Origin of the sequence: Arenimonas sp., from assembly GCF_036275555.1 — a bacterium.
GTDB lineage: Bacteria > Pseudomonadota > Gammaproteobacteria > Xanthomonadales > Xanthomonadaceae > Arenimonas.
On the sequence record NZ_DASUDO010000006.1, the window covers coordinates 82183 to 109179 of the forward strand.

Consider the following 26997-nt stretch of genomic DNA (forward strand, 5'->3'; position numbering starts at 1 on the left):
CCATGAATCGCCTGCTGCTGGCCGCTCTGCTCTCCCTCGCCGGCCTGGCCCCCGCCAGCGCCGCCCCGCCCGCCGACGAAGCCATCTTCGTCGAGGGCAGCCGCTACGACGCCGTCCTCAGTGCCAGCCGCGGCGACTGGCGCCTGCTGCCGCTGACCGGCGCCGAAGTGCGCCTGCGCCTGGCCGAGGCCTGCCGCGCCGGCCCGACCCCGCCGCCCGGGCTGTGGCTGCTGAGCCAGGACGCCGCCGGCCGCCCGCAGCTGGTCGCGCCCTCGGCGACGCCGCTGCCGGCCGGCCATCCCGGCCGCATCCCGCTGGTGGGCTGCGGCGATGCCGACACCGGCGCGCTGGCCGTGCCCGACGCGCTGTCGGACTGGCTGCGGCAGCATTCCGGAGCGATCTATGTCACGCGATGAGCAGCGCTTCACCGTCGGCCTGCTGGCGCTCGAGGGCGCCGTGCTCTCGAGCCTCACCGGCCCGATGGACATCCTGCGCATCGCCCAGAAGCTGGCCGAGGTGCGCGATCCGGGCACCCGCCTGCGCCTGGAGACCGTGCTGGTCGGCGCGCGCGGCCAGGCCACGGTGACCGGCAGCGGCGGCCTGTCGATCGGCCCGGTGCAGCCGCCCGAGGTCGCGCTCGACCTGCTGCTGGTGCCGGGCTACATGCACTCCAGCGCCGGCGACATGGTCGACCAGCTGGCGGGCTTCGGCCCCGAGATCGCCCTGCTGCGCGCCATGCACCTGCGCGGCGTGCCGATCGCCGCCAACTGCTGCGGCACCTTCCTGCTGGCGGAGGCGGGCCTGCTCGACGGCCGCCACGCCACCACCAGCTGGTGGCTGGACGCCGCGTTCCGGCAGCGTTTCCCGCGGGTGAAGCTCGACATCGAGCGCATGGTGGTCGAGGACGGCGGCGTCACCACCACCGGCGCCAGCACCGCGGTGCTGAGCTACATCCTGCAGCTGCTGGCCCGGCGCGTGGACCCGGCGCTGGCCCAGCACACCGCGCGCATGATGCTGATCGACCCCGACCGGCAGAGCCAGGCGCCCTACATCAGCCTCGCGCTGACTGAACGGCCGCGGCATTCGCTGTCGGAGAAGGCCGAGCACTTCCTGCACAAGGAGCTGCACCGCGAGCTGAGCATCAGCGAGCTGGCCGAGGCCTGCGGCACCAGCGAGCGCAGCCTGCTGCGGCACTTCCGCCAGCACTACGGCAGCACCCCGCTGGGCCACGTGCAGCACCTGCGGGTCGAGCGCGCCAAGGCGCTGCTCGAGACCACCTTGCTCAGCTTCGAGGAAATCGTCGAGCGCTGCGGCTACAGCGACGCCTCGAGCTTCCGCAAGCTGTTCAAGCGCGCCACCTCACTGACCCCGGCCGAGTACCGCGACCGCTTCCGGCTGCGCGCGGCCTGAGGCCAGCCTCGGTTTCAAGCCAAACAGCGGGCGCAGCACGGCCACGCGCTTGACCATCTCGTGGCCAAGCCCGCAGGCCGCCAGCGTGCCCAGCACGACCAGGGCCGCCTCGAGCGCGCCGCCCAGCCGCAGCGGGACCAGCCAGTAGGCGAGCAGCACGGTCGCGCTCTGGTGGATCACGTACCACGGGAACACCGCCTCGCTCGCATAGGGCAGCCAACGGAAGGGGCGGTCGAGCGCGTGCCTGCCCCAGGCCAGGATCGCCAGCAGCACGGTCCACACCAGCAGGCCGCGCAGGCTGCGGATCGCCACCAGCGCCGGCTCGCCGAACACGATGTCGGACTTGAGCAGGGGCACGTACACCGCGGTCATCGCCAGCGCCGCCCAGCCCAGCGGGCGGCGGAGGCGGCGCAGTTCGTCCCAGAACCCGGCCGAGCGCGACAGCGCATAGCCATAAAGGAACACGGTGAAGAACTGCGCGTGCTGGAACCAGTCGTCGAACAGCCCGTTGGTCGCCTCGAAGCGAACGAGCAGCAGGTTCAGGTACAGCACCAGCGGGAACGCCGGAAGCAGCACGAGCTTCCAGCCGCGCAGCCCGGCGAGCGCAGACTGGAGGCGCCGGCCCGGGCCGGACTCGAGCAGGGGCAGCAAGGCCGCCAGCACGAGGGTGTAGATCCACAGGTAGGCCAGGTACCAGAGATGGTTCCAGGTCAGGTCGTAGTCGCTGAAATCGCCCGGCGGCCACGGCGCCAGGAACCAGTAGCGCGCCAGGAACGTGCCGAATCCAGGCTCGAAAGCGCCCGCGGCCACGCCTTGCACATAAGCCTGCACCGAGCAGATGACGAACATGCCGAACACCAGCGGCACGAACAGCCGCACCGTGCGCTCCCAGGCGAAGCGCCCCGGGTGCCGGGACGGCCGGTACAGCCCGATCGCCAGCCCGGACAGCAGGAACAGGAGCGCCATGCGCCACCGGTTCATGGCCAGCATCGGCCACTGCAGCCAGTCCTGCAGGTAGCTGCTCTTGATGTGCCAGTCCCACTCCGCCACGTAGAGCATCCCGCAGTGGTAGGCGATCAGCGACAGCAGGGCGAGGACGCGCAGCGCGTCGAGGTCGTGGCGGCGTTCCATGGGTCGTCTCCGGGATCGGGAGCACAGGCTGGCGCGGTCGTCGCACCGCGGGCCACCGCCGGGTGACGACCCGCGGGCCGCGAGGGACGAACGGCGGAACCGGGGGACGAACCGCGGCGTCGACCCGCAGGCCGCGGCCTAGAATGGCGGCATGCCTGCCCCCTCCCCCGCGGCCGAACGCGCGCCCACCCTGTACGAGCGATACCTGCCCTGGCGCCGGTGGGCGGAGGCCGGCTACTGGCTGGCGTCGATTTCCCTGTCGGCGATCGGCAACACCATCACCGTCGGCATGGAGCTTCGCCGCGCCGGCCTGCCCCACCATCCGGCCGAGCCGGCGATCTGGGAGTGGACCAGCAACCTGGTGATCCTGGCGCTGGTGCCGGCCATCGCCTGGTTCACCCGGCGCTTCCCGGTGCACTTCGATACCTGGCGCCGGCAGCTGCCGTGGTACCTGCTGGCCAGCGTCGCCTTCAGCCTGCTGCACGTGGTGGGCATGGTGGCGCTGCGGCAGGCCATCTACGCGCTGGGCGGCGACAGCTACGATTTCGGCGACTGGCCGCGGCAGCTGTTCTACGAGTACGTGAAGGACGCCCGGACTTTCCTGGGCGCCGTGCTGATGATCATTGGCTACCGGTTCGTGCTGCGGCGCCTGCAGGGCGAGGCCAGCCTTCTAGACGCCCCGGACGACGACGCGCCGCCCGTGGAGCCGGTGGACCGCCCGGAGCGCTTCCTGGTGCGCAAGCTCGGGCGGGAGTTCCTGGTGCCCGCGGCCGACATCGAGTCGCTGCAGGCGGCGGGCAACTACGTGAACCTGCGGGTGCGCGGCCGCGAGTACCCGCTGCGCAGCACCATCGCCGCGATCGAGTCCCGGCTCGACCCGGCGCGCTTCCAGCGCGTGCACCGCAGCCACATCGTCAACCTCGACCACGTGGCCATGATCGAGCCGCTGGAGACCGGCGACGCCCGCCTGCACCTCAAGGACGGCAGCACCCTGCCCTGCAGCCGCCGCTACCGCGCCGCGCTGCGCGAACGGACCGACTGAGGCCCGCTGCGGCGGCCGCGCTGCTGGGCGACAATGCGGCATGGCCCCGCCCCGCAAGATCGTGCACGTGGACATGGACGCGTTCTACGCGTCGGTGGAGCAGCGCGACGATCCGTCCCTGCGCGGCAAGCCGGTGGTGGTGGCCTGGCGCGGGGCACGCTCGGTGGTGTGCGCGGCCAGCTACGAGGCGCGCAAATTCGGCGTGCGTTCGGCGATGCCGGCGCTGCGGGCCGAGAAGCTGTGCCCGCAGGCGATCTTCGTGCCGCCCGATTTCGCCCGCTACAAGGCGGTGTCGCGCCAGGTGCGCGCGATCTTCGCCCGCCACACCGACCTGATCGAACCGCTGTCGCTGGACGAGGCCTACCTCGACGTGACCGAGAACAAGACCGGCCTGGCCAGCGCCACCGCGGTTGCCGAAGCGATCCGGGCCGCCATCCGCGAGGAAACCGCGCTGACCGCCTCGGCCGGCATCGCGCCCAACAAGTTCCTGGCCAAGATAGCCAGCGACTGGCGCAAGCCCGACGGCCAGTTCGTGGTGAAGCCGGCGCAGGTGCTGGCCTTCCTCGCGCCGCTGCCGGTGGGCAAGCTCCCCGGCGTGGGCAAGGTGATGGAGGCGAAGCTCGCCACGCTCGGCATCCGCACCGTGGGCCAGCTGCGCGAGCACGGGCTGCACGAACTGGAACGGCGCTTCGGGCGCTGGGGCCGCCGACTGCACGAGCTTTCGCGCGGCATCGACGAACACCCGGTGGAATCCGAGCGGCCAACCACGCAGGTCTCGGCCGAGGACACCTTCGAGCGCGACCTGCCGCTGGAGCAGACCACCGACGCGATCGAACGCCTGGCGGCCAAGGCCTGGGCCGCGGCCTCGCGCGAAGGCGACCGCAGTGGGCGCACCGTGGTGCTCAAGCTCAAGACCGCCGATTTCCGCATCCTCACACGCAGCCTGACGCCACCGTCGCCGCCGACTTCGCTGGCGCAGGTGGTGGCGATCGCGCTGGAGCTGCGCACGCGCGTGGAGCTGCCGGCGCGCACGCGCTACCGGCTGGTGGGCGTGGGCCTGGCCAACTTCCGCCGGCACGACGAGCTGCCGCCGCAGCCGGAATTGTTCGCGCCCTGAACGAAAACGGGCGGCCCGAGGGCCGCCCGTGTTCCGCGTGGGGGGAAGTGCCGCGGAACGTCGCGCCTTACTCCTCGGCCTCCTCTTCCTCCGGCGACTCCTCGAAGGCGTCGAACTCATCGCGGCTCAGGCGCTGGTCGCGGTCGAGGTCGGCGGCGGCGAACTGCAGCGCCAGCTCGTGCTCGGGCGGCAGGTCGGACTGGACGACGAAGCCGTCGGCATCCTTGTCGATCTCGTCGAAGCCGATGCTGGCGTGGTCCTGCACGGGGGCGTTGGCCATCGTGCCGTCCACCGGCGGCGGCGTGGCGGCGAAAGCGGCGCCGGACAGCGCCAGGGTGATCGCGGCCAGGGCGGCGGAACAGGGATTCTTGTTCATGTCGTGCTCCTTATCTGCGGGGGGATGAAGCCATTGGCTTCAACGACACCCTGCACCCGCGCACACGAACCTTCGCTGAAAAAAACCTCAGCGTTTCGTTAAGGCCCGACGCGGATGGGCAGCAGCGGCGTGGGCAGCCGCTCGGAGCCGACGTACACGACGCCCGGCTCGGGGCCGGTCGCCATGGCCTCAGCCTTCGACATCGGCGGCAGCGCGCGCCGCTGCACCGGCGCGGACAGTACCGACGCCCAGGGCTGGCCATCGATGCGCGGCCACACGTAGACCGCGGCATAGGTCAACACCACCAGCGCCCGGCCATCGTGCGTGATGTCCAGGCCGGTGGCCTGCGCCGACAGCGGCGGCAGCTCGGCAATCGCTTCGGCGAGCACCGGGACCTCGTTGCCGCGTGCCGACAGGGGCACGCGGTAAAGACGCTGCGGCGACTCGCGCTTGCTCAGCACCAGCAGGCTGCCCGACGCGGGATCGACGGTGATGCCCTCGGCATCGCGCGGGCCGTCGGGATAGCGGAAGCGCAGCGTCCATTCGACGGTGGCCTCGGTAGCGCCGGGCGCGGGCTCACGCACGGCATACACGTTGACGTGCGGCCGGCGCTGCTTGTTGTCGCCAACGTCGCCCAGCAGCAGCCAGTCGGTGCTGCCCTCGCGCCACATGGCCAGCGTTTCCCAGTCATCGCTGAGCCATGACGTGCCACGCACGACCACGCGCCCAAGGTCCTCGCCGCGCCGCCCCAGCCGGAACAGCCGGGGGCGGCTGCCGCTGTCGTTGATGCTCCAGAGCACGCCCGGGTCACGCACCGACGCCTCCAGGCCGCTCATCTCGCTCAAGGCCTGGTCCTGCACCAGGAAAGCGCCCTCGGGCAGCGGGTGCGGGGAGTTCTCGGCGCAGCCGGCGAGCCCGGCCAGCGCCGCCGCGGCAAGGCCGACACGGGGCAGGAAGGATCGGGCGACAGGCAGGGGCCGGGGCGACATGGCGCGACCCTAGTCCCCGCGTGGTGAAGCTTTCGTTACCCCGGCGCGCCGTCCCCAAAAGAAAAGGGGCCGGCATGGCCGGCCCCTTGGGACGCGTTTACGCGAAACGTCAGTAGTACAGCCCGTACAGCACGTCGCGGATCAGGCCGGTGGCCAGCGCAACCAGGACCACGTCGCGGTCGACCCGCACCCAGTGGTAGCCGTAGGGCGGCGGCGGCAGGCGGTAGGCCCGGTAGTCCACGTAGTAGTGGCGCTCGTAGTAGTGGCGCGGCAGGCGATGGCCCACGCGCCACTGGTAGGGCGCGTAGCCGCGCGGATACACGTAGCGCACCGGCGCGCGGTAGCGGTACTGCGGCTGCCAGTAGTAACCGCTCCAGCGGCCGTCGTCGTGGCGGGCGTAGTGGTCGCGACGGTCGTAGTAGCGGTCGTCGCGGCGGTCCTGGCGCCACTCGCGGCGATCATCGCGCCAGTCGCGGCGGTCTTCGCGCCACTCGCGACGGTCCTCGCGGTGGTCGGCACGCCAGTCGCGGCGGTCGTTCCGGCGGTCGTCCCGGCGGTCGTAGCGGCGATCCTGGCGGTCGTCGCGGCGGTCTTCGCGCCAGTCGCGACGGTCATCGCGGCGGCCGTCGCTGACGATGCCGCTGGCCCCGCCCGGCTGATCACCGCGGCGGTCGTTGCGGTAATCGCGGAACTCCTCGCGGTCCTCGACGCGCTCGCGCGCCTCGGCGCGGTACTGGGCGTCGCGGACGGCACCCGGCAGGCCGCTGTTCTGCGCACCGGCCGGCAGCGCCGAGGAACCGGCGAGCAGGAGGGCCAGGGTGGCAAGCTTGAGATGGGACATGGTCAGCCTCGAAAGGTACGTGGACGGGAAGGATCCACGGCGCGAATCATCGCTCCCGGGCGTCTGAATTCGTGTTGAATACCGGCGGCCCCGTTTCACTTCCAGTCAGCGGCGTGACGACTGACCGCGCCGGGCGGGCTGGGCTAGAATCCCGCATCCCCACCACCCCGCCCCCGAGGCCGCCATGCCCTCCTTCGACGTCGTCTCGGAAGTCGACAAGCACGAGCTCACCAACGCCGTGGACACGGCCAACCGCGAGCTGTCCACCCGCTTCGACTTCAAGGGCTCGGACGCCAAGTTCGAGCTGAACGAATTCGTGGTCACCCAGCACGCCCCGAGCGACTTCCAGCTCAAGCAGATGCTCGACATCCTGCGCGGCCGCCTGGTCGCCCGCGGCATCGACATCCGCTGCCTGGACGTGGCCGAGCCCGAGGTCAACCTGGCCGGCGCGCGCCAGAAGGTCACCATCAAGCAGGGCATCGAGCAGAAGCTGGCCAAGAAGATCGTGGCCACGCTCAAGGAAGCCAAGCTCAAGGTCGAGGCCCAGATCAACGGCGACAAGCTGCGGGTCAGCGGCAAGAAGCGCGACGACCTGCAGGACGCCATGGCCCTGCTGCGCAAGTCCGACATCGAGCTGCCGCTGCAGTTCGACAACTTCCGCGACTGAGCCGCGGGTTGGCGCGTCGTTGCCCGAGTGGAACTGTTTAACAGGAAATAGTGAAGAGGAAATAGGAACTAGTGAAGTGCTTACGGCTAGCCCGGACCTGCTCCACTATTTCCTAGTTCCTCCTCACTAGTTCCAAGTTCCTGGCCCCCCAAAGATCACCCTCCGATCCTCCTCCCCCAGCACCCTCCACTCCCCCGACACCGTCCCGCCCAGCGCTAGGCCGCCCAGGCTATGGCGGTGCAGGGCTTCGACGTGGTTGCCGACGGCGGCGAACATGCGCCGGATCTGGTGGTAGCGGCCCTCGACCAGCGTGATGCGCGCGCGCCGCGGGCCGAGTGCCTCGAAACCGGCGGGCGCCAGCGGCGTCTTTTCCGATTCCAGCATCAGCGTGCCGCTGCCGAAGACCGCGGCCTCGTCGCCGCGCAGGTCGGCGGCCAGCGTGGCCTCGTAGACCTTTTCCAGCCTGGCCTTGGGCGAGGTGATCCGGTGCAGCAGCGCGCCGTCGTCGGTCATGAGCAGCAGGCCCGAGGTGTCGCGGTCCAGGCGGCCGACCGTGGACAGCAGCGGGTCGCGCAGGCGGTAGCGCGGCGGCAGCAGGTCGTAGACCACGCGGCCCGGGTCCTTGGTCGAGCAGGTGTAGCCGGTCGGCTTGTGCAGCAGGAGCAGCAGGCCCTGCGGCGGGTCCAGGGGTTCCCCGTCGATGCGGATTTCGTCGTGGCCGACGGCGTCGTCGGCATACAGCACCTCGCCGGCCGGGTCGGTGACGCGGCCTTCGCGGAACATCAGCTGCACCTGCTTGCGGCTACCGTAGCCCAGGTTCGCGATCAGCTTCACCAGCTTCATGCGGCGCCCGCCTTGGTCGCTTCGATCACCTTGAAGCCCGCGTCCTCGCGCACCGTGCGCACGCCGGTGAAGCCGCGGGCCAGCGCCGCCTCGTAAGGAAGATGCCGGTTGGCCACCAGCCACAGCCGCCCGCCGGCGCGCAGCGCGCCCGCGGCGGCGGCGATGAAGGCCTGGCCCAGCCCCGGCTCGTCGGCGCGGCCCTGGTGAAAGGGCGGGTTGCTGACGATGAAGTCGAAGCGCTCGGCCAGGCCGCGGGTCACGTCGTGCCAATGGAAGCCGAGCGGCACGCGCGCGCCGGCCAGGTTCTCACGCGCCAGCGCCAGCGCCCGCGCCTCGGCTTCGTACAGATCGAGGCCGGTGACGGCCGGGCAGCGCGCCAGCACTTCGCTGGCGAGGTAGCCGAAGCCGGCGCCCAGGTCGGCGCCCCGCCCCGCGAGATCAGCCGGCAGGCTGTCGGCGAGCAGCGCGGACGCGGCATCGATGCGGTCCCAGGCGAACAGCCCCGGCCGGCTCAGGAAGCGACCCTCGGCGATGCGGCGCGGCCCATCGAGTGCGCGCCACTCGGCCTGCAGCGCCGCATCCACCTGGTCGGCGTCCATCGGCGCGGTCCAGCAGACCCGGCAGTGGTTCTTCGTCAGCGCGTGCACCGGGCCGGCCAGCCGCGCGAGGTCGTCTTGCATCGAGCGCGCGCCCTCCTTGTTGGCGGCGCAGGCCACCACCACGCCCCCCGGGGCCAGCTGCGCCAGCGCACGCGCCAGCAGCGCGCGCGATTCGTCGCGCTGGCGCGGCGCCAGCACCAGCACGCGCTCGAAGCGGCCACTGTTGGCCTCCGACACCGCCAGCCCGTCGCGCTCGAGCGCATCGGCCCAGGGGCGGAAGCTCTGCTCGCACACCGGCTTGTGCCGGCGTGCGGCGTTCAGCGCGACCCCGGCGCGCGCGCGCAGGAACAGCGTGCCGCCCGGCGCCGGCCAGTCGAGGGCGCCCGAGGACATCGGCAGGAACAAGGTGTCGAGTGCAGGATCGGCGGCCAGGGCCAAGGGCGGTCTCCGCCGTGGGAACGCCGCGATTCTAGCCGGTGCCGCGGCTCAGGCGCTTTCGTCGGCGAGCGCGTGCACGCGGTTGCGGCCCTGGTCCTTGGCCGAGTACAGCGCGAGGTCGACCGCGCGGTACAGGCCGTCCGCATCCCCGTGCCGGGCCGGCTCGAAGCGGCCGACGCCGATGCTCACCGTCACCGGCAGCCGTGCGCCGGGGCCGCAGTCCAGCGGATGCTGCGCCAGGTCGTTGCGCAGCGACTCGGCCAGCGCGCGGCCGTCGGCATGCGTCCCTTCGATCAACACCCCGAACTCCTCGCCGCCCAGCCGGGCCAGCAGGCAGGCCGGCGGCGGGAAGGCCCGGTGCAGGCGGTCGGCCAGCGCCTGCAGGCAGGCGTCGCCGACCGCGTGGCCATGGCGGTCGTTGACGCGCTTGAAGTGGTCGATGTCCAGGATCAGCAGCGTGAACCCGGCGCCGCCGCGCAGCGCGCGCTCGGCCGCATGGGCCAGGCAGGCGGTGAAATGCCGGCGGTTGGCGAGGCCGGTCAGCGAATCGGTGCGGCTGAGGTGTTCGTAGAGGTCGCGCTGTTCGCGCAGCGCCTCGTCCAGCCGCAGCCGGCGCCGGTACTCTGCGTGGCTGCGCACCACGGCGCCGGCGAGGTAGAGCGCGTAGAACGACATCGCCACCGCCAGCGCGCGCGCGTCGGGCAGGCTCCAGAGCACCACCAGCATCGGCAAGAACAGCACGCACACGCCCACCGCCGCGAGGTGCCGCACGGTCGAGTAGATGTTGGCGAACACGGTGGCATAGCCGATGGTGGCGATCAGCGACACCATCCGGGTGTCTTCGCCAAAGCGCGTATCCAGCAGCACCCAGGCCTGCACGCCGGCCCACAGCACCGACGCGAGCGGCAGCACGAGGGCGTAGCGCAGCAGCCAGCGGCGGGCGTCGTCCTCGTTGGCGGTGTCGGGCGGGCGCATCGCCACGCGCAGCGCGGCCAGCAGGAGGAAGCCCGCGGCCACCGCGAGCGCGGTGACCGGGGCGAAGTCGAGCACGTTGCCCAGCCAGCCGATCACGGCCCAGCCGAAAACGTAGAGGAAGCCGCCGACCTTCGAGAGCTGGTAGGTGTCGGCGACGACCTGCCGCAGCCGCCACCCGGCCAAGGGCTGCGGCGCGGCCATCAGGGGGTCATTCGCAGGCGCAGCGGGCGCGCGTCGCGCAGCGGACGGCGCCGAAGTCGCGGCCGGCGCGGCACACCGCCTGTTGGCCGGCATCGCAGCCCACGGAGCAACCGCTGCAGGTAGTGGTGGGCGGGGCCGTGCAGGAGGTCGGGCCCATGCCCGGGCCGGCGGACGCCAGCGGCGCCGGCGCGGTGGCGGCGACCATCGACAGGAAGCCGACATCGGGCTGGGCCTGGCAGGCCTGGCGGACCGAGGCCACGTGGGCGGCGGCGGTGTCTTCGCTGCCGCGGGCGCTGGCGAAACCCTCGATGTACGAGACGTACGGGGACGGGTCCGCGGCGCCGTTGAAGTCGGCGCACAGCGCGGCCTGCATGTCCGGGGCCGGCGCCGGTTCCTGCGCCAGGGCCGGCAGGCCCGCGAAGATCGTGGCCAGGGCGACCACGACCGCGAAACGCATCATTCCCATCATTTCCTTCACCCTTTTGGTTGATGGCGCCTGGGGGCGCCTGGACTGGCCGGAAGCACTGGAAACCACCGAAACGCACGACGCCAACACCGTAGCAAATTCCACCACCGGGCGCGCGAAATCAAGCGGCCGGCGGCCCGGCGGCGGGCGGGCGGCGCAGGTCCAGGCTGCGGTAGTCGAAGCCGTGGGCGATGCGCGGCTTCACCACCTGGAAGAAGGGCGAGACGTCGAAATCCCGTGGGGCGTACAGGCTGTGATGCCGGATGTGAAGGATCTCCCGCCGGGCGCGCCGGGCCCCGGCCGAATCGACGTCCACCAGCTCCACTTCCGGCAGGATCGGGTAGTGGATCGATTCGAAGGCCTGGGCCAGCAGGGTCGAGCAGATCGCCTTGGTCGGCTCGCCGCTGCCCAACGACAGCATCCGGCGCTTCATCGAACCCGGCACCGGCGGGGTGCGGATGAAATAGCGGGCCAGGTCGAGGATGTTCTTCAGGTCGTAGGTGATGCCCTTCCGGGACAGCATGAACTCGGCCAGCGCCGCCACCTCGGCCTCGCCCAGGCCGACCGGCCGGCAGATGCGGGTATGAAGACCCGAAAAGGCGCTCAGCGGGATCGTGCGTACGCCGTCCACCACGTCCACGTCCACCAGCACCCGCGGCTCCTCGCCCTCGGCCGGCGGGCCGAGGGTGTCGCCGATGTAGAGCGCGGCGTGCGACCAGGTCGACTGGGTGAGGTACTTGATGGCGCTGGCGAAGCGGCTGCTGCCCTCCACCAGCACCACGTCGCCCTTGCGGAGCGTCGCGGCGAGCAGGCCGGTCGGGCTGGTCGGTATGTGGCTGTTGCGCTCGCGCGGCCGGGCCAGGAAGGCCGCGAGGCGACGACCGAGGTATTGCAGGGGCGACATGCCGGCTCCGACCGGAGGATCCGGCGCCCAGCCTAGCGCAAGCGCCGGGCGCGCGGCCCGGTCAGGCGGCGGGACGCTGGCCCGCCAGCAGCGTGCGCAGTTCGCGCAGCTTGGCCTTCACCCGCGCGGCCTGCTCCGGGCCAAGCCGGATCATGGCCTTGTGACCCACCGACGCGGCCTCGAGGGTCGGGTCGGCGAAGGCCCAGCGCGGCTTGTCCGGCACCGGCACCAGGGCCAGCGGCCCGGGCGGCGTCGGCGCGGCGAGCAGGTGGTCGATCACCTCGACCAGCCGGTCGTTGAACTGCCGGTCCGGCACGCCCAGGTCGCGATAGGCCTGCTGCAGCAGCGGATAGAAGCGGACGTAGGCGGAAACCAGCTGGCGCGAATCCACGGCTTCGAACAGCGCCACCGCGGCGCGGTAGCGGGCTTCGTTGGCCGGGTCGAGCCAGGTGCCGCCGTCGCGCGTGGCGACGCCCAGCGTGCCGGCGACGGGCCGGGCCGCGTAGACGTTCTGGGTGACGGTGCTTCGCGGCAGCGCGTCGATGGTCGCGACCAGGCGCGGCAGCAGGAACTCCAGGCGCAGGAAGGGGCCCAGGTCGGCGCCGCCGGCCGCGGCGGCAAGCGCGGCCATGGCCTCCGCGTCGCTCTGGTCCAGCGGCGGCAGCGGCGTGGCCGGGGCGTCGGGCAGCACCGGCACGGCATCGATCGGGTAAGCGTCGGGCACCGCGGTGGGCGCAGGGTCGAGCACGGGCGCGACGGCGGCGGCCGGGGCGGTGGCGGTGGCCGGCGCAGGCGCGGCGTCACGCGGGTAGTACTTCCAGGCGACCAGGCCGGTGGCGGCCACGAAGGCGGCGGCCAGCCAGGGGCCGTAGTGGAAACGCTGGGACATGCCGGGACTCCGCGCGGTTCAGACCGGCCTGAGAGTGGCCGCCCCGGCCTGAAGTTCCCCGGAACGGAGGCGTATGCTGGCGCCCTCGCCGCCGGGAATGTCCGCCATGGCCTGCTGCCGTCGCCTGTTCGCCGCGTTGGTCCTGCTGCTCGCCGCCGCGGCGCAGGCCGAGCCGCCGCCGCGTTTCCCGCCGGGCGCGGTCTGGCACCAGGACATCCGCGACGCCCCGCTGCACCCGGATTCGGCGGCGATGGTGGCGACCTGGGTCGGGCTCGGCGGCTTCGGCTACGGCCGCATGCAGATCGACTTCAGTTTCCACGTGGTGCGCGCCGGCGATGACGCGCCGCTGCGCACGATCCTCGCCTACCCCTCGGCGGGCAGCTACTACTCGCCCGACTGCGAGGCGCCCGGCACCGCGATACCGGTGCCAGCGGACGCCGCGATCGAGGGCCAGGCCGGCCTGGCCTGCGACAACGCCAACGGCGACTGCCATTTGCTGGTCGTCCAGGGCTCGCGCCTGTACGAGGCTTACCGCGCCAACGCCAGCGGCACCGGCGGGCTGCAGGCGCAGTGCCTGGCGGTGTGGCGGCTCGACCGCACCTACCCGGCCAGCAACCGCGGCGAACACTGCACCAGCGCCGACGCCGCCGGTTTCCCGATCGCGCCGCTGCTGTTCAACGCCGACGAAGTCCACGCCGCGATGCAGCAGGCCGACGGCGACCTCGGCCATGCGATCCGCTTCATCCTGCCCAACGCGCGCATGGCGACCACGCTGGTCGGCGGCGTGCGCCGCCCGGTGTACGTGCGGCCGGCCAGCCATGCCGGCGGGCCGAGCGGGCCGGAGGGCACGATTCCCTACGGCGCGAGGCTGCGGCTGCGCGCCGATTTCCCGGTCGGGCTGTATCCGCCGGCGGCGCAGGTGATCCTGCGGACGATGCAGCGCTACGGCATCGTGCTCTCGGACGGCGGCAACATCGCGCTGACCGCCGAGAGCGACCGTTACACCGAACACACCTGGGCGTCGCTGGGCATCACCTCGCGCGTGTTCGACCAGGCGGTGCCGGCGGCGCCGGTGCGGGCGCAGGACTTCGCGGTGCTCGACACCGGGCCGCGCATCGTCGAGACCTACGACTGCGTGCGCAATCCCGAGCTGGTCGATCCCTACGGCCTGGTCGCGCGCACCCTGCGCGTCGGGTCCGGCCGGCGCGAGCTCACGTCATTGGCCTGGCAGGGCGGCGCCGAACGCGTGGACATCCACGCCGGCACCGAACTGGTGGCCACGGTCGACAACACCGGCGCCTTCACCGCCAAGCCGCGTCCGCGGGGCACGCCGTGGCGCGTCTGCAGCGCCGGCACCAGCGCCTGCAGCGAAGCGGCGGCACCGATGCCCGACCGCTATCTTCACGCGCCCAAGGCGCCCCGGAAAACCTTGCCCGGCCGCAACCAGGACTAGGCCATTGGTCACTTGACCGCCCCGGAGCGCATTCGCCACAGTCGGAAGGCAATTCCTCTCGCAGCCGCCCCGGTCACGCCGGCGCGCGGCCCGGTCCCTTCGCTGGAGTGACACGATGCACAGACGCGACTTCCTGACCATCTCGGGCGTCGGCCTTGCCGGCCTGATGCTTCCCTACAGCCGCTCCATCGCCGCCCAGGAGCTGGTGTCCGGCCTCGACGTCGCGCTCAAGAAGGCGATCGCCGACGCCGCGCTCAACGCCGCCACCGCCGCCGGCGCCAGCTACTGCGACGTGCGCGTGGGCCGCTACCTGCAGCAGTTCGTGATCACCCGCGAGGACAAGGTCCAGAACGTGGTGAACACCGAATCCACCGGCGTCGGCATCCGCGTGATCGCCAACGGCGCCTGGGGCTTCGCCGCCACCCGCGACCTCGGCGTCGCCGCGGTCGCCGAGGCCGCCCGCCAGGCCACCGCCATCGCCAAGGCCAATTCGCGCTTCCAGACCGCGCCGGTGCAGCTGGCCAAGGTCACCGGTGTCGGCGAAGTGAGCTGGAAGGCCCCGGTGAAGAAGAACGCCATGGCCGTGCCGCTCAAGGACAAGGTCGACCTGCTGCTGAGCGTGAACGCCGCCGCGATCAAGGCCGGCGCCGACTTCGTCAACTCCACGCTGTTCCTGGTGAACGAGCAAAAGTACTTCGCCTCCACCGACGGCAGCTACATCGACCAGGACGTGCACCGCATCTGGGCGCCGTTCACCGTGACCGCCATCGACAAGGCCAGCGGCAAGTTCCGCACCCGCGACGGCCTGTCGGCGCCGATGGGCATGGGCTACGAATACCTCGACGGCGACGCCTCGCAGAAGTACGTCTCGCCCAACGGCGTGGTGAACTACGGCAAGTCCTACGACATGGTCGAGGACGCCGTCGCCGCCGCCAAGCAGGCGCGCGAGAAGCTCACCGCCCCGTCGGTGAAGCCGGGCAAGTACGACCTGGTGCTCGACCCCTCGCACCTGTGGCTGACCATCCACGAGAACGTCGGCCACCCGCTCGAGCTCGACCGCGTGCTGGGCTACGAGGCCAACTACGCCGGCACCAGCTTCGCCACGCTCGACAAGCGCGAGCAGGGCTTCCGCTACGGCAACGAGCGCGTGAACCTGTTCGCCGACAAGATCCAGGAAGGCAGCCTGGGCGGCGTCGCCTACGACGACGAGGGCGTCAAGACCAAGCAGTGGGACCTGGTGAAGGACGGCATCCTGGTCAACTACCAGGCCATCCGCGACCAGGCCCACATCATCGGCGAGAAGGAATCGCACGGCTGCTGCTACGCCGACTCCTGGTCCAGCGTGCAGTTCCAGCGCATGGCCAACGTGTCGCTGGCGCCGGGCAAGGAAAAGCTCTCGGTCGCCGACATGATCAAGGACGTCGAGAAGGGCATCTACATCATCGGCGACGGCTCGTTCTCGATCGACCAGCAGCGCTACAACGCCCAGTTCGGCGGCCAGCTGTTCTACGAGATCAAGGACGGCGCCATCGCCGGCATGATCGAGGACGTGGCCTACCAGATCCGCACGCCGGAATTCTGGAACGCCTGCTCGGCCATCTGCGACGAGTCCGACTACCGCCTCGGCGGCAGCTTCTTCGACGGCAAGGGCCAGCCCGGCCAGGTCTCGGCGGTGTCGCATGGTTCCAGCACGGCCCGCTTCGACGGCATGAACGTCATCAACACCGCCCGCAACATCGGCTGACCGGCCAGGAGCCCAAGACATGAGCATCTTCACCGAAGAACAGGCCAAGGCCATCCTGGACAAGGTCATCAAGCTGTCGGTCGCCGACGACTGCACCGCGACCCTGACCGGTTCGATCAACGGCAACATCCGATTCGCCCTGAACAACGTCTCCACCAGCGGCATCGTCAGCGACATCCAGCTGGCCGTGCAGTGCGCCTTCGGCAAGCGCGAGGGCATCGCCACCATCAACGAGTTCGACGACGCCGCGCTCGAGCGCGTGGTGCGCCGGGCCGAGGACCTGGCGCGCCTGGCCCCGGAGAACGAGGAGTACATGCCGGCGCTGGAGAAGCAGGTCTACCGGCCCAGCCCGACCTTCGACGCCGCCACCGCCGCCATCACGCCGGAGCTGCGCGCCCAGGTCGCCGCCGACTCGATCACGCCCTGCAAGGAAAACAAGCTCATCGCCGCCGGCTTCCTCAGCGATGGCCAGAGCTTCTTCGCCTTCGCCAACAACAAGGGCAACTTCGGCTACCAGAAGGCCACCAACCTCAACTACACCTGCACGGTGCGCACCGAGGACGGCCGCGGTTCGGGCTGGGTCTCGCGCAACCTCGGCGACGTCAGCCAGTTCAAGGCCAGCGACGACATCCAGGTCGCGATCCAGAAGGCGCGTGATTCGGCCGACGCCAAGGCGCTCGAGCCGGGCAAGTACACCGTGATCCTGGAGCCGGCCGCGGCCGCGGGCCTGATCAGCTTCATGATGTTCTTCTTCGACGCCCGCCAGGCCGACGAAGGCCGCAGCTTCCTGTCCAAGAAGGGCGGCGGCACCAAGCTCGGCGAGCAGGTCTACGACCCGCGCGTGAACCTGCGCGCCGACCCCTGGGACGCCGATGCGCCGGTGCTGCCCTGGGACGAGCTGGGCCTGCCGCGCGAAGCGATGGACATCATCAAGGACGGCAAGATCGCCAACCTGCAGTACTCGCGCTACTGGGCGCAGAAGCAGGGCAAGAGGGCCGTGGCGACCCCGGGCAACCTGCTGATGTCGGGCGGCGACAAGTCCACCGCCGAGCTGGTGAAGGGCACCCAGAAGGGCATCCTGGTCACCCGCACCTGGTACATCCGCATGGTGGACCCGCAGACGGTGCTGCTGACCGGCCTGACCCGCGACGGCACCTTCTACATCGAGAACGGCGAGATCAAGCACCCGGTGAAGAACTTCCGCTTCAACGAGTCGCCGGTGATCATGCTCAACAACATCGAGGAGCTCGGCAAGCCGGTGCGCCTGGGTGCGGACGAGTCGCCGTTCGTGATGATGATCCCGCCGATGAAGCTGCGGGACTTTACGTTCACGTCGCTGTCCGACGCGGTTTGAGTTGAAAGAAAAGCTCCCTCTCCCCAGCCCTCTCCCCCAAGGGGAGAGGGAGCCTGAAGCCCCTCTCCCCTTGGGGGAGAGGGGTTGGGGAGAGGGGGACGCCCCGTCCCCATGAACCGCCGCCACTTCCTCGCCACCCTCGCCACCACCCTCGCCGCCCAGGCCCTGCTCCCGCGCAGTCTGATGGCGCAGTCCGGCGCCGACTACGACTTCTGGTTCACGCGACTGATGTACGACTCGGGCGACTGGGACGTCGACCAGCGCATGCCCGCCAACCTAATCACCTCGCTGATCGAGTACACCCCGCTGCGGGTGGACCCGAAGGAGCACGTGCTGGCGCTGTCGGACCCGCGCATGCTCACCGCGCCCTTTTGCTACTTGTCGGGGCACAAGCTGGTGGAGTTCAACCCGGACGAGCGCCGCAACTTCGAGCGCTACGTGCGCAGCGGCGGCTTCGTGTTCGTGGACGACTGCAACCACGACATCGACGGGCTGTTCGCGAAGTCCTTCGAGGACGAGATGGCGTCGATCTTCGGCCCGCAGGCGCTTCGGAAGCTGCCGCCGCGGCACCCGGTGTACTCCAGCTTCTTCACCTTCGACGGACCGCCCACCACCAGCTTCGAGCTCAACGGCTGGGGCGACGACATCGTGCACGACTACCTCAAGGGCATCAGCATCGATGGCCGGCTGGGCGTGCTCTACAGCAACAAGGATTACGGCTGCGAGTGGGACTATGACTGGCGGAACAAGCGCTGGCTGGCGGAAGACAACACGAAGTTTGCGGTGAATATCGTGATGTATGCGCTTACCAACTAGGAGGTAGTGATTAGGAGGTAGGAGATAATGAGAGCGGGATCCTGCTCCGGCTTTAACTATCTCCTACCTCCTAATCACTAACTCCTCATTCCAAGGATCCACGGACTCCAGATGACCACGCCCTCCCCCGAAGCCGATCTCCAAAGCCAGCTGGCCCGCATCGCCCCGCTCCGCGCCGCCATCGCCCAGGCCATCGTCGGCCAGGAGGACGTCGTCGAGCAGCTGCTGATCGGCCTGCTCGCCGGCGGCCACTGCCTGCTCGAGGGCGTGCCGGGCTTGGGCAAGACCCTGCTGGTGCGCACGCTGGGCCAGGCGCTGGACCTGCAGTTCCGGCGCGTGCAGTTCACGCCCGACCTGATGCCCAGCGACATCCTGGGCACCGAGATCCTCGAGGAGGACCACGGCACCGGCCACCGCCACTTCAAGTTCCAGCCCGGCCCGGTGTTCACCAACCTGCTGCTGGCCGACGAGCTCAACCGCACGCCGCCCAAGACCCAGGCCGCGCTGCTCGAGGCGATGCAGGAGAAGACCGTCAGCTACGCGGGCGTCACCCACGTGCTGCCGGCGCCGTTCTTCGTGCTGGCTACGCAGAACCCGCTCGAGCAGGCCGGCACCTATCCGCTGCCGGAAGCCCAGCTCGACCGCTTCCTGCTGCACGTGCGGGTGGACTACCCGAGCGAGGCCGAGGAGCGCGACATCATCGAGCAGACCACCGGCAGCAAGACCGCGAAGGTGCCGCAGGTGATGCACGGCGACGACGTGCTGGCGCTGCAGGCGCGCGTGCGCGAGGTGCACCTGGGCGCCGACCTGCTGGACTGGATCACGCGCCTGGTGCGCGCCAGCCGGCCGCTGCCGGGTGCCTCGGCCGACGTGATGAACTGGGTGAAGTGGGGCGCGGGCCCGCGCGCCGGGCAGTCGCTGGTGCTGGCCGCGAAGGCGCGGGCGCTGCTGCACGGCCGCTTCGCCGCCACCCGCGAGGACGTCGTCGCGCTGGCCGCACCCGTGCTGCGCCACCGGCTGCTGCTGTCCTTCGCCGCCGAGGCCGAACAGAAGTCGGCGGACGACGTCGTCGCCTCGCTGCTGCGCAGCGTGCCGCTGGGCGGCTGAGCCACGGCGTGGCCGGCCCCGATTTCATTCCCGCCGCGGTGCGCGCGCGGCTCAAGGACCTGCGCCTCGCGGGGCGCCGGGCCGTGGGCGGGCATGGCTTCGGGCAGCACCCCAGCCGCAGCCGCGGCGCCGGGCTGGAGTTCGCGCAGTACCGCGCCTACGAGCCCGGCGACGAGCTGCGGCAGATCGACTGGAAGCTGTACGCGCGCTCGGACAAGTTCTTCGTGCGCGAGGCCGAGCGCGACAGCCCGCTGACCGCGTGGGTGGTGGTCGACGCCAGCGCCTCGATGGGCCAGGGCGACGCCGCGCGCCCGGGCTGGACGCGGCTCGACGCCGCGCGCGCGCTGGCCGCCTGCGTGTTCGAGCTGGCGTTGCGGCAGGGCGATGCCTTCGGCCTCGCGATCATCGGCGGCGACGGACTGCGGCTGGTGCCGGCCGGCGCCGGGCCGCGGCAGCGCGACCGCTGCCTGATGGAGCTGCAGGCCGCGCGGGCCACTGGCGCGTGGCCGGACGCGATGAAGCTGCGGCCGCTGTGGGAGCGCGCGCTCGCCGGCCAGCTGGTGGTCGTGCTCAGCGATGACTTCGACGAAGCCGTGGTCGCGCTGTCGGAGAAGCTGGCGGCCGCGCGGCGCGAGGTCCTCAACGTGCAGCTGCTGACCGCCGAAGAGCGCGACTTCCCCTTCCGCGGCGGCCATCGTTTCCGCGACCCCGAGACCGGCGACGAGGTGCTGAGCGACGGCGCCGCGGCGCGCGACGATTTCCTGCGCCGCTTCGCCGCCGCGCGCGCGGCCCTCGGCGCGAGGCTGGCCGGCGCGGGTGTGCGCCGGGTCGAGTACTTCCTCGACGAGCCATTGGACCAGCCGCTGCGCCGCCTGTTCGCGCCACTCGCCTCGGAGCGCGCATGAGCCTCGGCCTGCTGGCACCGGCCGGACTCTGGGCGCTGGCGGCGCTGGCGCTGCCGCTGCTGGTGCACCTGGCCCGCCGCGATGAGCAGAAGCCCACCGCCTTCGCCGCCCTGCGCTGGCTGGCCGCGCGCCTGAAGCCGCGGCAGAAGCTGCGGTTCGAAGAGTGGCTGTTGCTGGCGCTGCGCCTGCTGCTGGTCGCCGGGCTGGCGCTGCTGCTGGCCCGGCCCGTGCTGCACGGCGCCGGCGCCGGCGTGCCGTGGCTGGTGGTGATGCCCGGCGCCGACACCGCGCAGATGCCCACGCTGCCGGATGACGCCGAACGGCGCTGGCTCGCCCCCGGGTTCCCGCCGCTCACCGACGCGCCGCCGTCGCCGCCGGTGGCCAGCGCCAGCCTGCTGCGCGAACTGGATGCCACGCTGCCCGCCGGCACCGCGATCACGGTGCTGGCCACCGAACGCTTCGACGGCGCCGACGGCGAACCCGTGCGCCTCTCGCGCCGCGTCGACTGGCGCGTGGTAGCAGGAGCGCCGGCGGAAGCCAAGCGCGCGGCCGATCCGCCGTTCAAGCTGGCCGTGCGCCACGGCGGCGACGACACGCCCGGCCTGCGCTACCTGGGCGCCGCCGCGCTCGCGTGGTCGCCGGACGCCGCGACCGCGCCCGACATCGCGCCGGACATCGCAGCCGCCGACGCCGCGCTGGCGGACGACACGCGCCACCTCGCGTGGCTGGCACCCGGCCCGCTGCCACCGGCCATCCGCACCTGGATCGAAGGCGGCGGGCGCGCACTGATAAGCGCCGACGCCGAATGGCCGCTGCCGGAGGATGGCCAACCCGCGTGGCACGACGCCAGCGGCGAACCGCGCGCCCGCCGCGCCGCGCTCGGCCAGGGCCTGGTGCTGCAGCTGGCGGTGCCGCTGTCGCCCGCGTCGCTGCCCGAATTGCTCGAGCCCGGATTCCCCGACACCGTGCGCAACCTACTGCAGGCGCCGCCGCCCGCCCCGCAGCGCGCGGTGGCCGCGGCCTACGCGCCGCGGCCCGGCGGCCCGGGCTTCCCCGAAACCCCGCGCGAACTGACGACGCCGCTGCTGTGGCTGCTGCTCGCGCTGTTCGCTCTCGAACGCTGGCTGGCCACCGGCCGGCGCGGGGTGCAGGCATGACGCCCGCCCTTCCGATCCAGCGCGCCCTCGCCGTCGCGCGCCGACGGCACGCCGCGATCGTCGCGGCGTTCGCCCTGCCGGTGCTGGGCTACGTGGCGGCATCGCTCGCGACTGACCGCTCGCCCGCTGCGCTGCTGCAGGCGGGCGTGGTGATCGCGATCACGGCCCTGGTGGCTTGGTTGAAGCGACCGGGTCGCGACCTGCGCGGCCTGGTCCGACGCCTCGACGCGCGCCCGGACCTCGAGGACAGCGCAGACCTGCTGTTCGCGGCGCCTGGGTCGCTGGGTCCGCTGCAGCAGCTCCAGCGCCAGCGCCTGCTCGACCGGCTGGCCTGCAGACCGGCCGACCTGCGCGCGGCCTGGCCGCTGCGCTCGCTGCTGGCGATCTGGATCGTCTTCGGCACGCTGACCGCAGCCACCATCTGGCTGTTCCCGCAGGGCATCACGATCACGCTGCCACAGCGCCCTTCGCCGACGCCGGCCCCGACGGCGGCGGCGGCCACCGACCTGGTGGTCGAGACCGCCCGGCTGCACGCCGAGCCGCCCGCCTACACCGGGCTCGCTGCGGGCACGCAGCCGGAGCTGTCGGGCAAGTTCGCGCAAGACTCGCGCCTGCGCTGGACACTGCGCTTCGCACCGCAGCCCGAGGCGGTCGAGCTCGTGTTCCACGACGGCCAGCGCCTGCCGCTCACCCGCGAGGGCGAGGACTGGACCGCCACCCGCACGCTGTCGAAGTCCACGCTCTACCGCATCGTCCCCGCCGGCCCGCTGCCGCTGCGCGACGACGCGCTGCACCGGCTCGATGCGATTCCCGACCAGCCGCCGCAGATCCGCGCGGTGGCGCCCGAGCGCAGCCTCACGCTGGCCACGCCGGGCCAGCGCCAGTGGGCGCTGGACTTCGAGGCCAGCGACGACCACGGCCTCGGCCCCGCGCGCCTCGAGATCACGCTGGCGCAAGGCAGCGGCGAACAGGTCACGGTGACGGAACAGACCCGCGTGCTGCGCGGCGAAGGCGACGCCCGCCTGCGCCGCTACACCCACACGCTCGACCTCGCCCGCCTCGGCCTGGCCGAAGGCGACGACCTGATCGTGCGCCTGGTGGTGGCCGACAATCGCGCGCCGTCGCCGCAGCAAAGCCGCAGCGCCAGCTTCATCCTGCGCTGGCCGCTGCCGCCCAGCGCCGAATCGACCGGCATGGAGGGCCTGGTGAAGAAAGCGCTGCCGGCCTACTTCCGCAGCCAGCGCCAGATCATCATCGACGCCGAGGCGCTGCTGGCCGATCGCCCGCGGCTGACGGCGGACGAGTTCATGCTGCGCTCGAACAACCTCGGCGTGGACCAGCGCCTGCTGCGCCTGCGCTACGGCCAGTTCCTGGGCGAAGAGAGCGAAGGCGAGCCCGAACCGCCGCCCGGCTACGAGGACGGCGAACACGCGGAAGGCGACGGCCACGACCACGCGTCCGAGCCCCCGGCCGCGCCCACGCCGCCCGGCGGCGACAGCATGCTCGAACTCTACGGCCACACCCACGACGAAGCCGAGGCCGCGACCCTGCTCGACCCCGAGACCCGCGCCCTGCTCAAGCAGGCGCTCGACGCGATGTGGCTCTCCGAAGGCGGCCTGCGCCAGGGCGACCCCGCCGCGGCGCTGCCGCATGCGTACCGCGCGCTGGGCTTCATCAAGCAGGTGCAGCAGGCCTCGCGCATCTACCTGGCGCGCACGGGCCTGGAGCTGCCGCCGATCGACGAGGCGCGACGCATGACCGGCGACCGCAAGGGCATCGCGTCCCGCACCACCGGCCTGGCGCCGCGGGACGCCGGCGAGAACCCGGCGCTGCCGCTGTGGCAGGCGCTGGCGGGGCCCGACGGCGGCGAACCGGCGCTGGAGGCCTTCGCCGACTGGCTGCGCGCGAACGAAGCGCGCGTGGACGACCCGCTGTCGCTGGTGGCGGCGATCGATGCGCTGCGCCGCGATCCCGCCTGCACGGACTGCCGCGCCGCGCTGCGCGCCCGGCTGTGGCCACTGCTGCCGCGCGACGCCGCGATGACCCCGGCCCGGCCGCGGCCCGGCGAACGCGGCCAGGCGTATCTCGACGCGCTGCGCACCGAGGCCTCGCCATGAACGAGCTCGCGCTGATGGCGTGGGCGCTGGCCGCGATCACCGCGGTGGCGATGCTGCGCGTCGCGATTTCCAGCCGCGGCGAACGCACGTGGCGCCGCGCGCTGCTGGGGGCCGGCCAAATCGCGCTGGCCGCGCTGCTTTGGTGCGTGCTGGTGCCGCCTTCGCAGCCGGGCCGGTCGGGCGCGCTGGTGCTGCTCACCGAAGGCGCCGACACGGATGCGCTGGAATCCGCGCCCGGGGACCGCGTGCTGTCGCTGCCGGGCGCGCCCGCGTTCGAAGGCGCCGAGCCCGTGCCCGACCTCGGCACCGCGCTGCGCCGCCATCCCGACGCGCGGCCCGTGCGCGTGCTCGGCCACGGCCTGGCCGCGCGCGACCGCGATGCCGCCCGCGGCCTCGGCTTCGGGTTCGTGCCGGCGCCGCTGCCGGAAACGCTGGTCGCGCTGTCGCGGCCGGACACGATCGTGCGCGGACGCCGCTTCGAACTCGCGGGCCGGATCACCGGGCATGCCGGCGGCGAAGTCGAGCTGCTCGATCCCGCGGGCGAACGCATCGATCGCGCCGCGCTCGATGCGGCCGGCGGCTTCCGGCTCACCGGCGTGGCCGGACCGGCAGGCGCGGCCGACTACCGCCTGCAGTGGCGCCGCGAGGGCGACGATGACGACGCCGGCGGCATCGCGCTGCCACTGCGCGCGACCGAGGGCGCTCCGCTGCGCGTGCTCGTGCTGGCGGGCGGCGCCAGCCCGGAGCTCAAGTACCTGCGCCGCTGGGCGCTCGATGGCGGCCTCGCGCTCGGCAGCCAGCTCCGGCTCGGCGCCGGCATCGTGCTGGGTGACGACCGCGCCGCGCTGACGGCCGCGCGCCTGGCCGAACTCGACCTGGTGGTGATCGACGAACGCGCCTGGCGCGCGCTCGGCGCCGGCGGCCAGGCCACGCTGCGCGACGCGGTGCGCGACGGGCTCGGCCTGATGCTGCGGCTCGGCGACGATCCCAACGCCGCCGAACGACGCGTGCTGGCCGACTGGGGTTTCACCGTGACGCCCGCGGACGTGCCGCGCGGCCTGCGCCTGCCCGGCACCGCGCAGGCCGACGCCGCCACGCCCGGCACCGACGATGCCGAAGCGCGCGCCACCGACGCCGCCCCGCTGCTGTCGCGCCGCCCGCTGCAGCTGGCCGCTGCCGACGGCGCGCCGCTGGCCACCGGCGACCAGGGCGAAGTCGTGGGGCTGTGGCGTCCCGAGGGCCGCGGCCGGATCGCGCTGTGGACGCTGTCCGACACCTTCCGCCTGGCGCTGGCGGGACGGCAGGCCGCCTACGGCAGCCTCTGGTCGCAGGCCTTCGGCACGCTCGCCCGCGCGCGCGGCGAGCCCGCGATGGCGGTGCCGGCGCAGGCCTGGACGGAGGAGCGCAGCGCGCTTTGCGGCGTGACCGACGACACGCGATTGATCGACCCCGCGGGCGAGACCATCGCGCTGGCGCCCGACCCCGCCACCGGCGCCGCGGCCTGCGCCGCGTTCTGGCCAACGCGCGCCGGCTGGCACCTGCGCCGCGACGGCGAGCGCGAGCAGGCCTTCCTGGTGCGCGCGCCGGCCGAGGCCCCGGGCCTGCATGCCGCGCAGCGCCAGCAGGAAACCGCCGCGCTGGCCGGCCGCGCCGCCGCCGGGGAAAGCACCCCCGCGCCGGTGCCCGGACCGCGCTGGCCATGGGTGCTGGCGTGGCTGCTGCTGGCCGGCGGGCTCTGGTGGTTCGAGCGTTCGCGGCGCGGCCGCGCCCCGCCGAACGGCGTCGGCTAGCCGCGCGCGTCCGCCGAAAGCTCGGCCGCAAGCTCCGGCGACACACCCGGGATGCGCGTCCAGTCGATGGCGTCCACCTGCTCCGGCGCCAGGAAGCGGCGCGCATAGTCGAGGTACACGCGCTCGCGCAGGAAGACCTCGAACAGGTCCGGATCCACGTGGTGGTCGAGCTTCATCCGGCCCAGGATCGCCAGTGATTCCGACAGCGTCTTGCCGGGTTTGTACGGCCGGTCGCTGGCGGTCAGTGCCTCGAAGATGTCGGCGATGCCCATCACCCGCGCCTGCACGCTCATCTGTTCGCGCGTCAGGCCGCGCGGGTAGCCCTTGCCGTCCATGCGTTCGTGGTGGCCGCCGGCGTACTCGGGCACGTTGCGCAGGTGCGCCGGCCAGGGCAGCGCTTCCAGCAGGCGGATGGTCATCACGATGTGGTGGTTGATGATCCCGCGCTCGGCGGCGGTGAGGGTGCCGCGGCGGATGGTGAGGTTCTCGACTTCGTCCTCGCTCAGGAAGGGCTGCTCGGCGCCATCGGGGCCGCGCCAGCGGTGCGCGGCGATGCGCTGGATGGCCGCCACCCGCGCGTCGTCCATGAACTCGCCGCCGGTGTTGGCGGCGCGCACGATCTCGCGGTCGGCGTCGAGCTGGGCCAGCCGCTCGGTGTAGGTGGCCGTATCGAGCTCGCCGTTGAGGTGGGCGATCTGGGCGTCGCGCTTGAGCACCTCGAAGCGCGTGTCGATCAGCGCGATGCGGTCGAACAGCGTCTGCAGCTTGGTGGCCTTATCCACCACGTGCACCGGCGTGGTGATCTTGCCGCAGTCGTGCAGCAGGCCGGCGATCTTGAGCTCGTAGCGGTCGGCCTCGCTCATGTCGAAATCGGCCAGCGGCCCGGCCTTCGTGCGCGCCACGGCCTCGGCCAGCAGGTTGGTCAGCACCGGCACGCGCTCGCAGTGGCCGCCGGTGTAGGGCGACTTCTCGTCGATGGCGGTGTTGACCAGGTTGATCAGCGCCTCGAACAGCGTCTCGAGCTGGTCGACCAGGATCCGGTTGTTCAACGCGATCGCGGCCTGCGAGGCCAGCGATTCCACCAGCTGCTGCTCGGCCTGGCTGAAGGCATCCACCTCGCCGGTGGCGTTGCGCGAGTTGATCAGCTGCAGCACGCCGATCACCTTGCCGTCGTGGTCCTTCATCGGCACGGTGAGGAAGGACTTCGAGCGGTAGCCGGTGCGGGCGTCGAAGGCGCGGGTGCCGCTGAAATCGTAGCCCTCTGCCGCGTAGGCGTCGGGGACGTTGACGGTGGTGCCGGTCAGCGCCGCGTGCACCGCCACCATGTCGTGGCGGCCGGCGCCGGTGGCGTCATGCATGGCGATCGGCGGGAAATCGATCGGCGCACCGTGGCGGCCGCCCATGAAGTAGCCGAGCGTGCCGTTGCGCAGCACTTCGAACACCAGGGTGTCGCCGCTGACGCGATAGAGCGTGCCGCCGTCGGCGTGGGCGAACTCGCGCGCGGTCTCGAGGATGCGCTCGAGCAGGGTCGGCAGGTCGCGTTCGTGCGACAGCGCCACGCCGATGGCGTTGAGCGTCTCGAGGCGGCTGAGGATGTCGGCTTCGCGGGTCATGGCGGCGGCGGCGGTGGGCCCGCCGCCAACATGACGCCAAACGCGGGGGCGCG

Annotated in this window: 25 protein-coding genes; 14 read left to right on the forward strand and 11 right to left on the reverse strand. The window is 72.1% G+C overall.

Features of this window, described 5'->3' with window-relative positions; translation table 11 throughout:
- The first annotated feature begins 2 nt into the window (after positions 1-2).
- The gene (locus tag VFV21_RS01360; RefSeq protein ID WP_034210042.1) at positions 3-416 is read left to right on the forward strand and encodes a hypothetical protein; all 414 of its coding nucleotides are present in this window, start codon (positions 3-5) and stop codon (positions 414-416) included.
- Entirely contained in the window at positions 403-1410 is a 1008-nt protein-coding gene (locus tag VFV21_RS01365; RefSeq protein ID WP_329667755.1) for a GlxA family transcriptional regulator, read from the forward strand. The genes VFV21_RS01360 and VFV21_RS01365 overlap by 14 nt, the downstream gene beginning before the upstream one ends.
- On the opposite strand, the gene VFV21_RS01370 is transcribed toward VFV21_RS01365, so the two are convergent.
- Positions 1360-2541: an acyltransferase gene (locus tag VFV21_RS01370; RefSeq protein ID WP_329667756.1), complete on the reverse strand. Its 1182-nt coding sequence runs from the start codon at positions 2539-2541 to the stop codon at positions 1360-1362. The two genes, VFV21_RS01365 and VFV21_RS01370, sit on opposite strands and share 51 nt — an antisense overlap.
- A 151-nt stretch (positions 2542-2692) precedes the next feature.
- On the opposite strand from VFV21_RS01370, the gene VFV21_RS01375 reads away from it, so the two are divergent.
- Entirely contained in the window at positions 2693-3583 is an 891-nt protein-coding gene (locus VFV21_RS01375; protein WP_052574995.1) for a LytTR family DNA-binding domain-containing protein, read from the forward strand.
- Positions 3584-3623: 40 nt separating this feature from the next.
- Positions 3624-4700: a DNA polymerase IV gene (gene dinB / locus VFV21_RS01380; RefSeq protein ID WP_329667757.1), complete on the forward strand. Its 1077-nt coding sequence runs from the start codon at positions 3624-3626 to the stop codon at positions 4698-4700.
- 67 nt (positions 4701-4767) lie between these two features.
- Here the strand turns inward: dinB and VFV21_RS01385 are convergent, their stop codons facing one another.
- The 3 genes from VFV21_RS01385 to VFV21_RS01395 all read right to left on the reverse strand — a co-directional run bounded on the left by VFV21_RS01385 (position 4768) and on the right by VFV21_RS01395 (position 6906).
- Positions 4768-5076 (reverse strand): hypothetical protein, encoded by a 309-nt coding sequence (locus VFV21_RS01385; protein ID WP_034210045.1) that lies wholly within the window; start codon positions 5074-5076, stop codon positions 4768-4770.
- Between the two features lie 98 nt (positions 5077-5174).
- Positions 5175-6065, reverse strand: a complete 891-nt coding sequence (locus tag VFV21_RS01390; RefSeq protein ID WP_329667758.1) for a hypothetical protein — start codon at positions 6063-6065, stop codon at positions 5175-5177.
- A 109-nt stretch (positions 6066-6174) separates the two neighbouring features.
- Positions 6175-6906 carry an RcnB family protein gene (locus tag VFV21_RS01395; RefSeq protein ID WP_329667759.1) on the reverse strand — a complete coding sequence of 244 codons (732 nt, stop codon included), beginning with the start codon at positions 6904-6906 and terminating at the stop codon, positions 6175-6177.
- A gap of 184 nt (positions 6907-7090) precedes the next feature.
- Between VFV21_RS01395 and VFV21_RS01400 the strand changes: the two genes are divergently transcribed.
- A complete protein-coding gene (locus tag VFV21_RS01400; protein ID WP_034210047.1) occupies positions 7091-7573 on the forward strand; it encodes a YajQ family cyclic di-GMP-binding protein in 483 nt (160 codons plus the stop codon).
- Between the two features lie 126 nt (positions 7574-7699).
- On the opposite strand, the gene VFV21_RS01405 is transcribed toward VFV21_RS01400, so the two are convergent.
- From VFV21_RS01405 to VFV21_RS01430, 6 genes are all read right to left on the reverse strand, one after another.
- On the reverse strand, positions 7700-8416 hold the full coding sequence (locus tag VFV21_RS01405) for a 16S rRNA pseudouridine(516) synthase (RefSeq protein ID WP_329667760.1): 717 nt from the start codon (positions 8414-8416) through the stop codon (positions 7700-7702).
- Complete coding sequence (locus VFV21_RS01410) at positions 8413-9453, reverse strand: class I SAM-dependent methyltransferase (protein WP_034210049.1); 1041 nt, start codon at positions 9451-9453, stop codon at positions 8413-8415. The genes VFV21_RS01405 and VFV21_RS01410 overlap by 4 nt, the downstream gene beginning before the upstream one ends.
- A 48-nt stretch (positions 9454-9501) precedes the next feature.
- Positions 9502-10629, reverse strand: a complete 1128-nt coding sequence (locus tag VFV21_RS01415) for a GGDEF domain-containing protein (protein ID WP_329667761.1) — start codon at positions 10627-10629, stop codon at positions 9502-9504.
- A 7-nt stretch (positions 10630-10636) separates the two neighbouring features.
- Positions 10637-11089: a hypothetical protein gene (locus tag VFV21_RS01420; RefSeq protein ID WP_329667762.1), complete on the reverse strand. Its 453-nt coding sequence runs from the start codon at positions 11087-11089 to the stop codon at positions 10637-10639.
- Positions 11090-11216: 127 nt separating this feature from the next.
- Entirely contained in the window at positions 11217-11999 is a 783-nt protein-coding gene (locus VFV21_RS01425) for a YiiX/YebB-like N1pC/P60 family cysteine hydrolase (RefSeq protein WP_329667763.1), read from the reverse strand.
- A gap of 61 nt (positions 12000-12060) precedes the next feature.
- Entirely contained in the window at positions 12061-12888 is an 828-nt protein-coding gene (locus tag VFV21_RS01430; RefSeq protein WP_329667764.1) for a DUF3014 domain-containing protein, read from the reverse strand.
- A 106-nt stretch (positions 12889-12994) separates the two neighbouring features.
- On the opposite strand from VFV21_RS01430, the gene VFV21_RS01435 reads away from it, so the two are divergent.
- The 9 genes from VFV21_RS01435 (at position 12995) to VFV21_RS01475 (ending at position 25331) form a co-directional block, all read left to right on the forward strand.
- Complete coding sequence (locus VFV21_RS01435) at positions 12995-14341, forward strand: hypothetical protein (RefSeq protein ID WP_329667765.1); 1347 nt, start codon at positions 12995-12997, stop codon at positions 14339-14341.
- Between the two features lie 115 nt (positions 14342-14456).
- Positions 14457-16085 carry a TldD/PmbA family protein gene (locus VFV21_RS01440; protein ID WP_329667766.1) on the forward strand — a complete coding sequence of 543 codons (1629 nt, stop codon included), beginning with the start codon at positions 14457-14459 and terminating at the stop codon, positions 16083-16085.
- Positions 16086-16104: 19 nt separating this feature from the next.
- Positions 16105-17439, forward strand: coding sequence for a TldD/PmbA family protein (locus VFV21_RS01445; protein WP_329667767.1), 1335 nt, complete (start codon positions 16105-16107; stop codon positions 17437-17439).
- A gap of 111 nt (positions 17440-17550) precedes the next feature.
- A complete protein-coding gene (locus tag VFV21_RS01450; protein WP_329667768.1) occupies positions 17551-18255 on the forward strand; it encodes a DUF4159 domain-containing protein in 705 nt (234 codons plus the stop codon).
- Between the two features lie 111 nt (positions 18256-18366).
- Positions 18367-19362, forward strand: coding sequence for an AAA family ATPase (locus VFV21_RS01455; protein WP_034210059.1), 996 nt, complete (start codon positions 18367-18369; stop codon positions 19360-19362).
- Between the two features lie 8 nt (positions 19363-19370).
- Positions 19371-20267 carry a DUF58 domain-containing protein gene (locus tag VFV21_RS01460; protein WP_329667769.1) on the forward strand — a complete coding sequence of 299 codons (897 nt, stop codon included), beginning with the start codon at positions 19371-19373 and terminating at the stop codon, positions 20265-20267.
- Entirely contained in the window at positions 20264-21424 is a 1161-nt protein-coding gene (locus VFV21_RS01465; protein ID WP_329667770.1) for a BatA domain-containing protein, read from the forward strand. The genes VFV21_RS01460 and VFV21_RS01465 overlap by 4 nt, the downstream gene beginning before the upstream one ends.
- Entirely contained in the window at positions 21421-23541 is a 2121-nt protein-coding gene (locus VFV21_RS01470; RefSeq protein ID WP_329667771.1) for a hypothetical protein, read from the forward strand. Before VFV21_RS01465 ends, VFV21_RS01470 begins: the two co-directional genes overlap by 4 nt.
- On the forward strand, positions 23538-25331 hold the full coding sequence (locus VFV21_RS01475) for a carboxypeptidase regulatory-like domain-containing protein (protein ID WP_329667772.1): 1794 nt from the start codon (positions 23538-23540) through the stop codon (positions 25329-25331). The genes VFV21_RS01470 and VFV21_RS01475 overlap by 4 nt, the downstream gene beginning before the upstream one ends.
- Here the strand turns inward: VFV21_RS01475 and VFV21_RS01480 are convergent.
- Positions 25328-26944 carry an HD domain-containing phosphohydrolase gene (locus tag VFV21_RS01480; RefSeq protein WP_329667773.1) on the reverse strand — a complete coding sequence of 539 codons (1617 nt, stop codon included), beginning with the start codon at positions 26942-26944 and terminating at the stop codon, positions 25328-25330. The two genes, VFV21_RS01475 and VFV21_RS01480, sit on opposite strands and share 4 nt — an antisense overlap.
- Between the last annotated feature and the right edge of the window lie 53 nt (positions 26945-26997).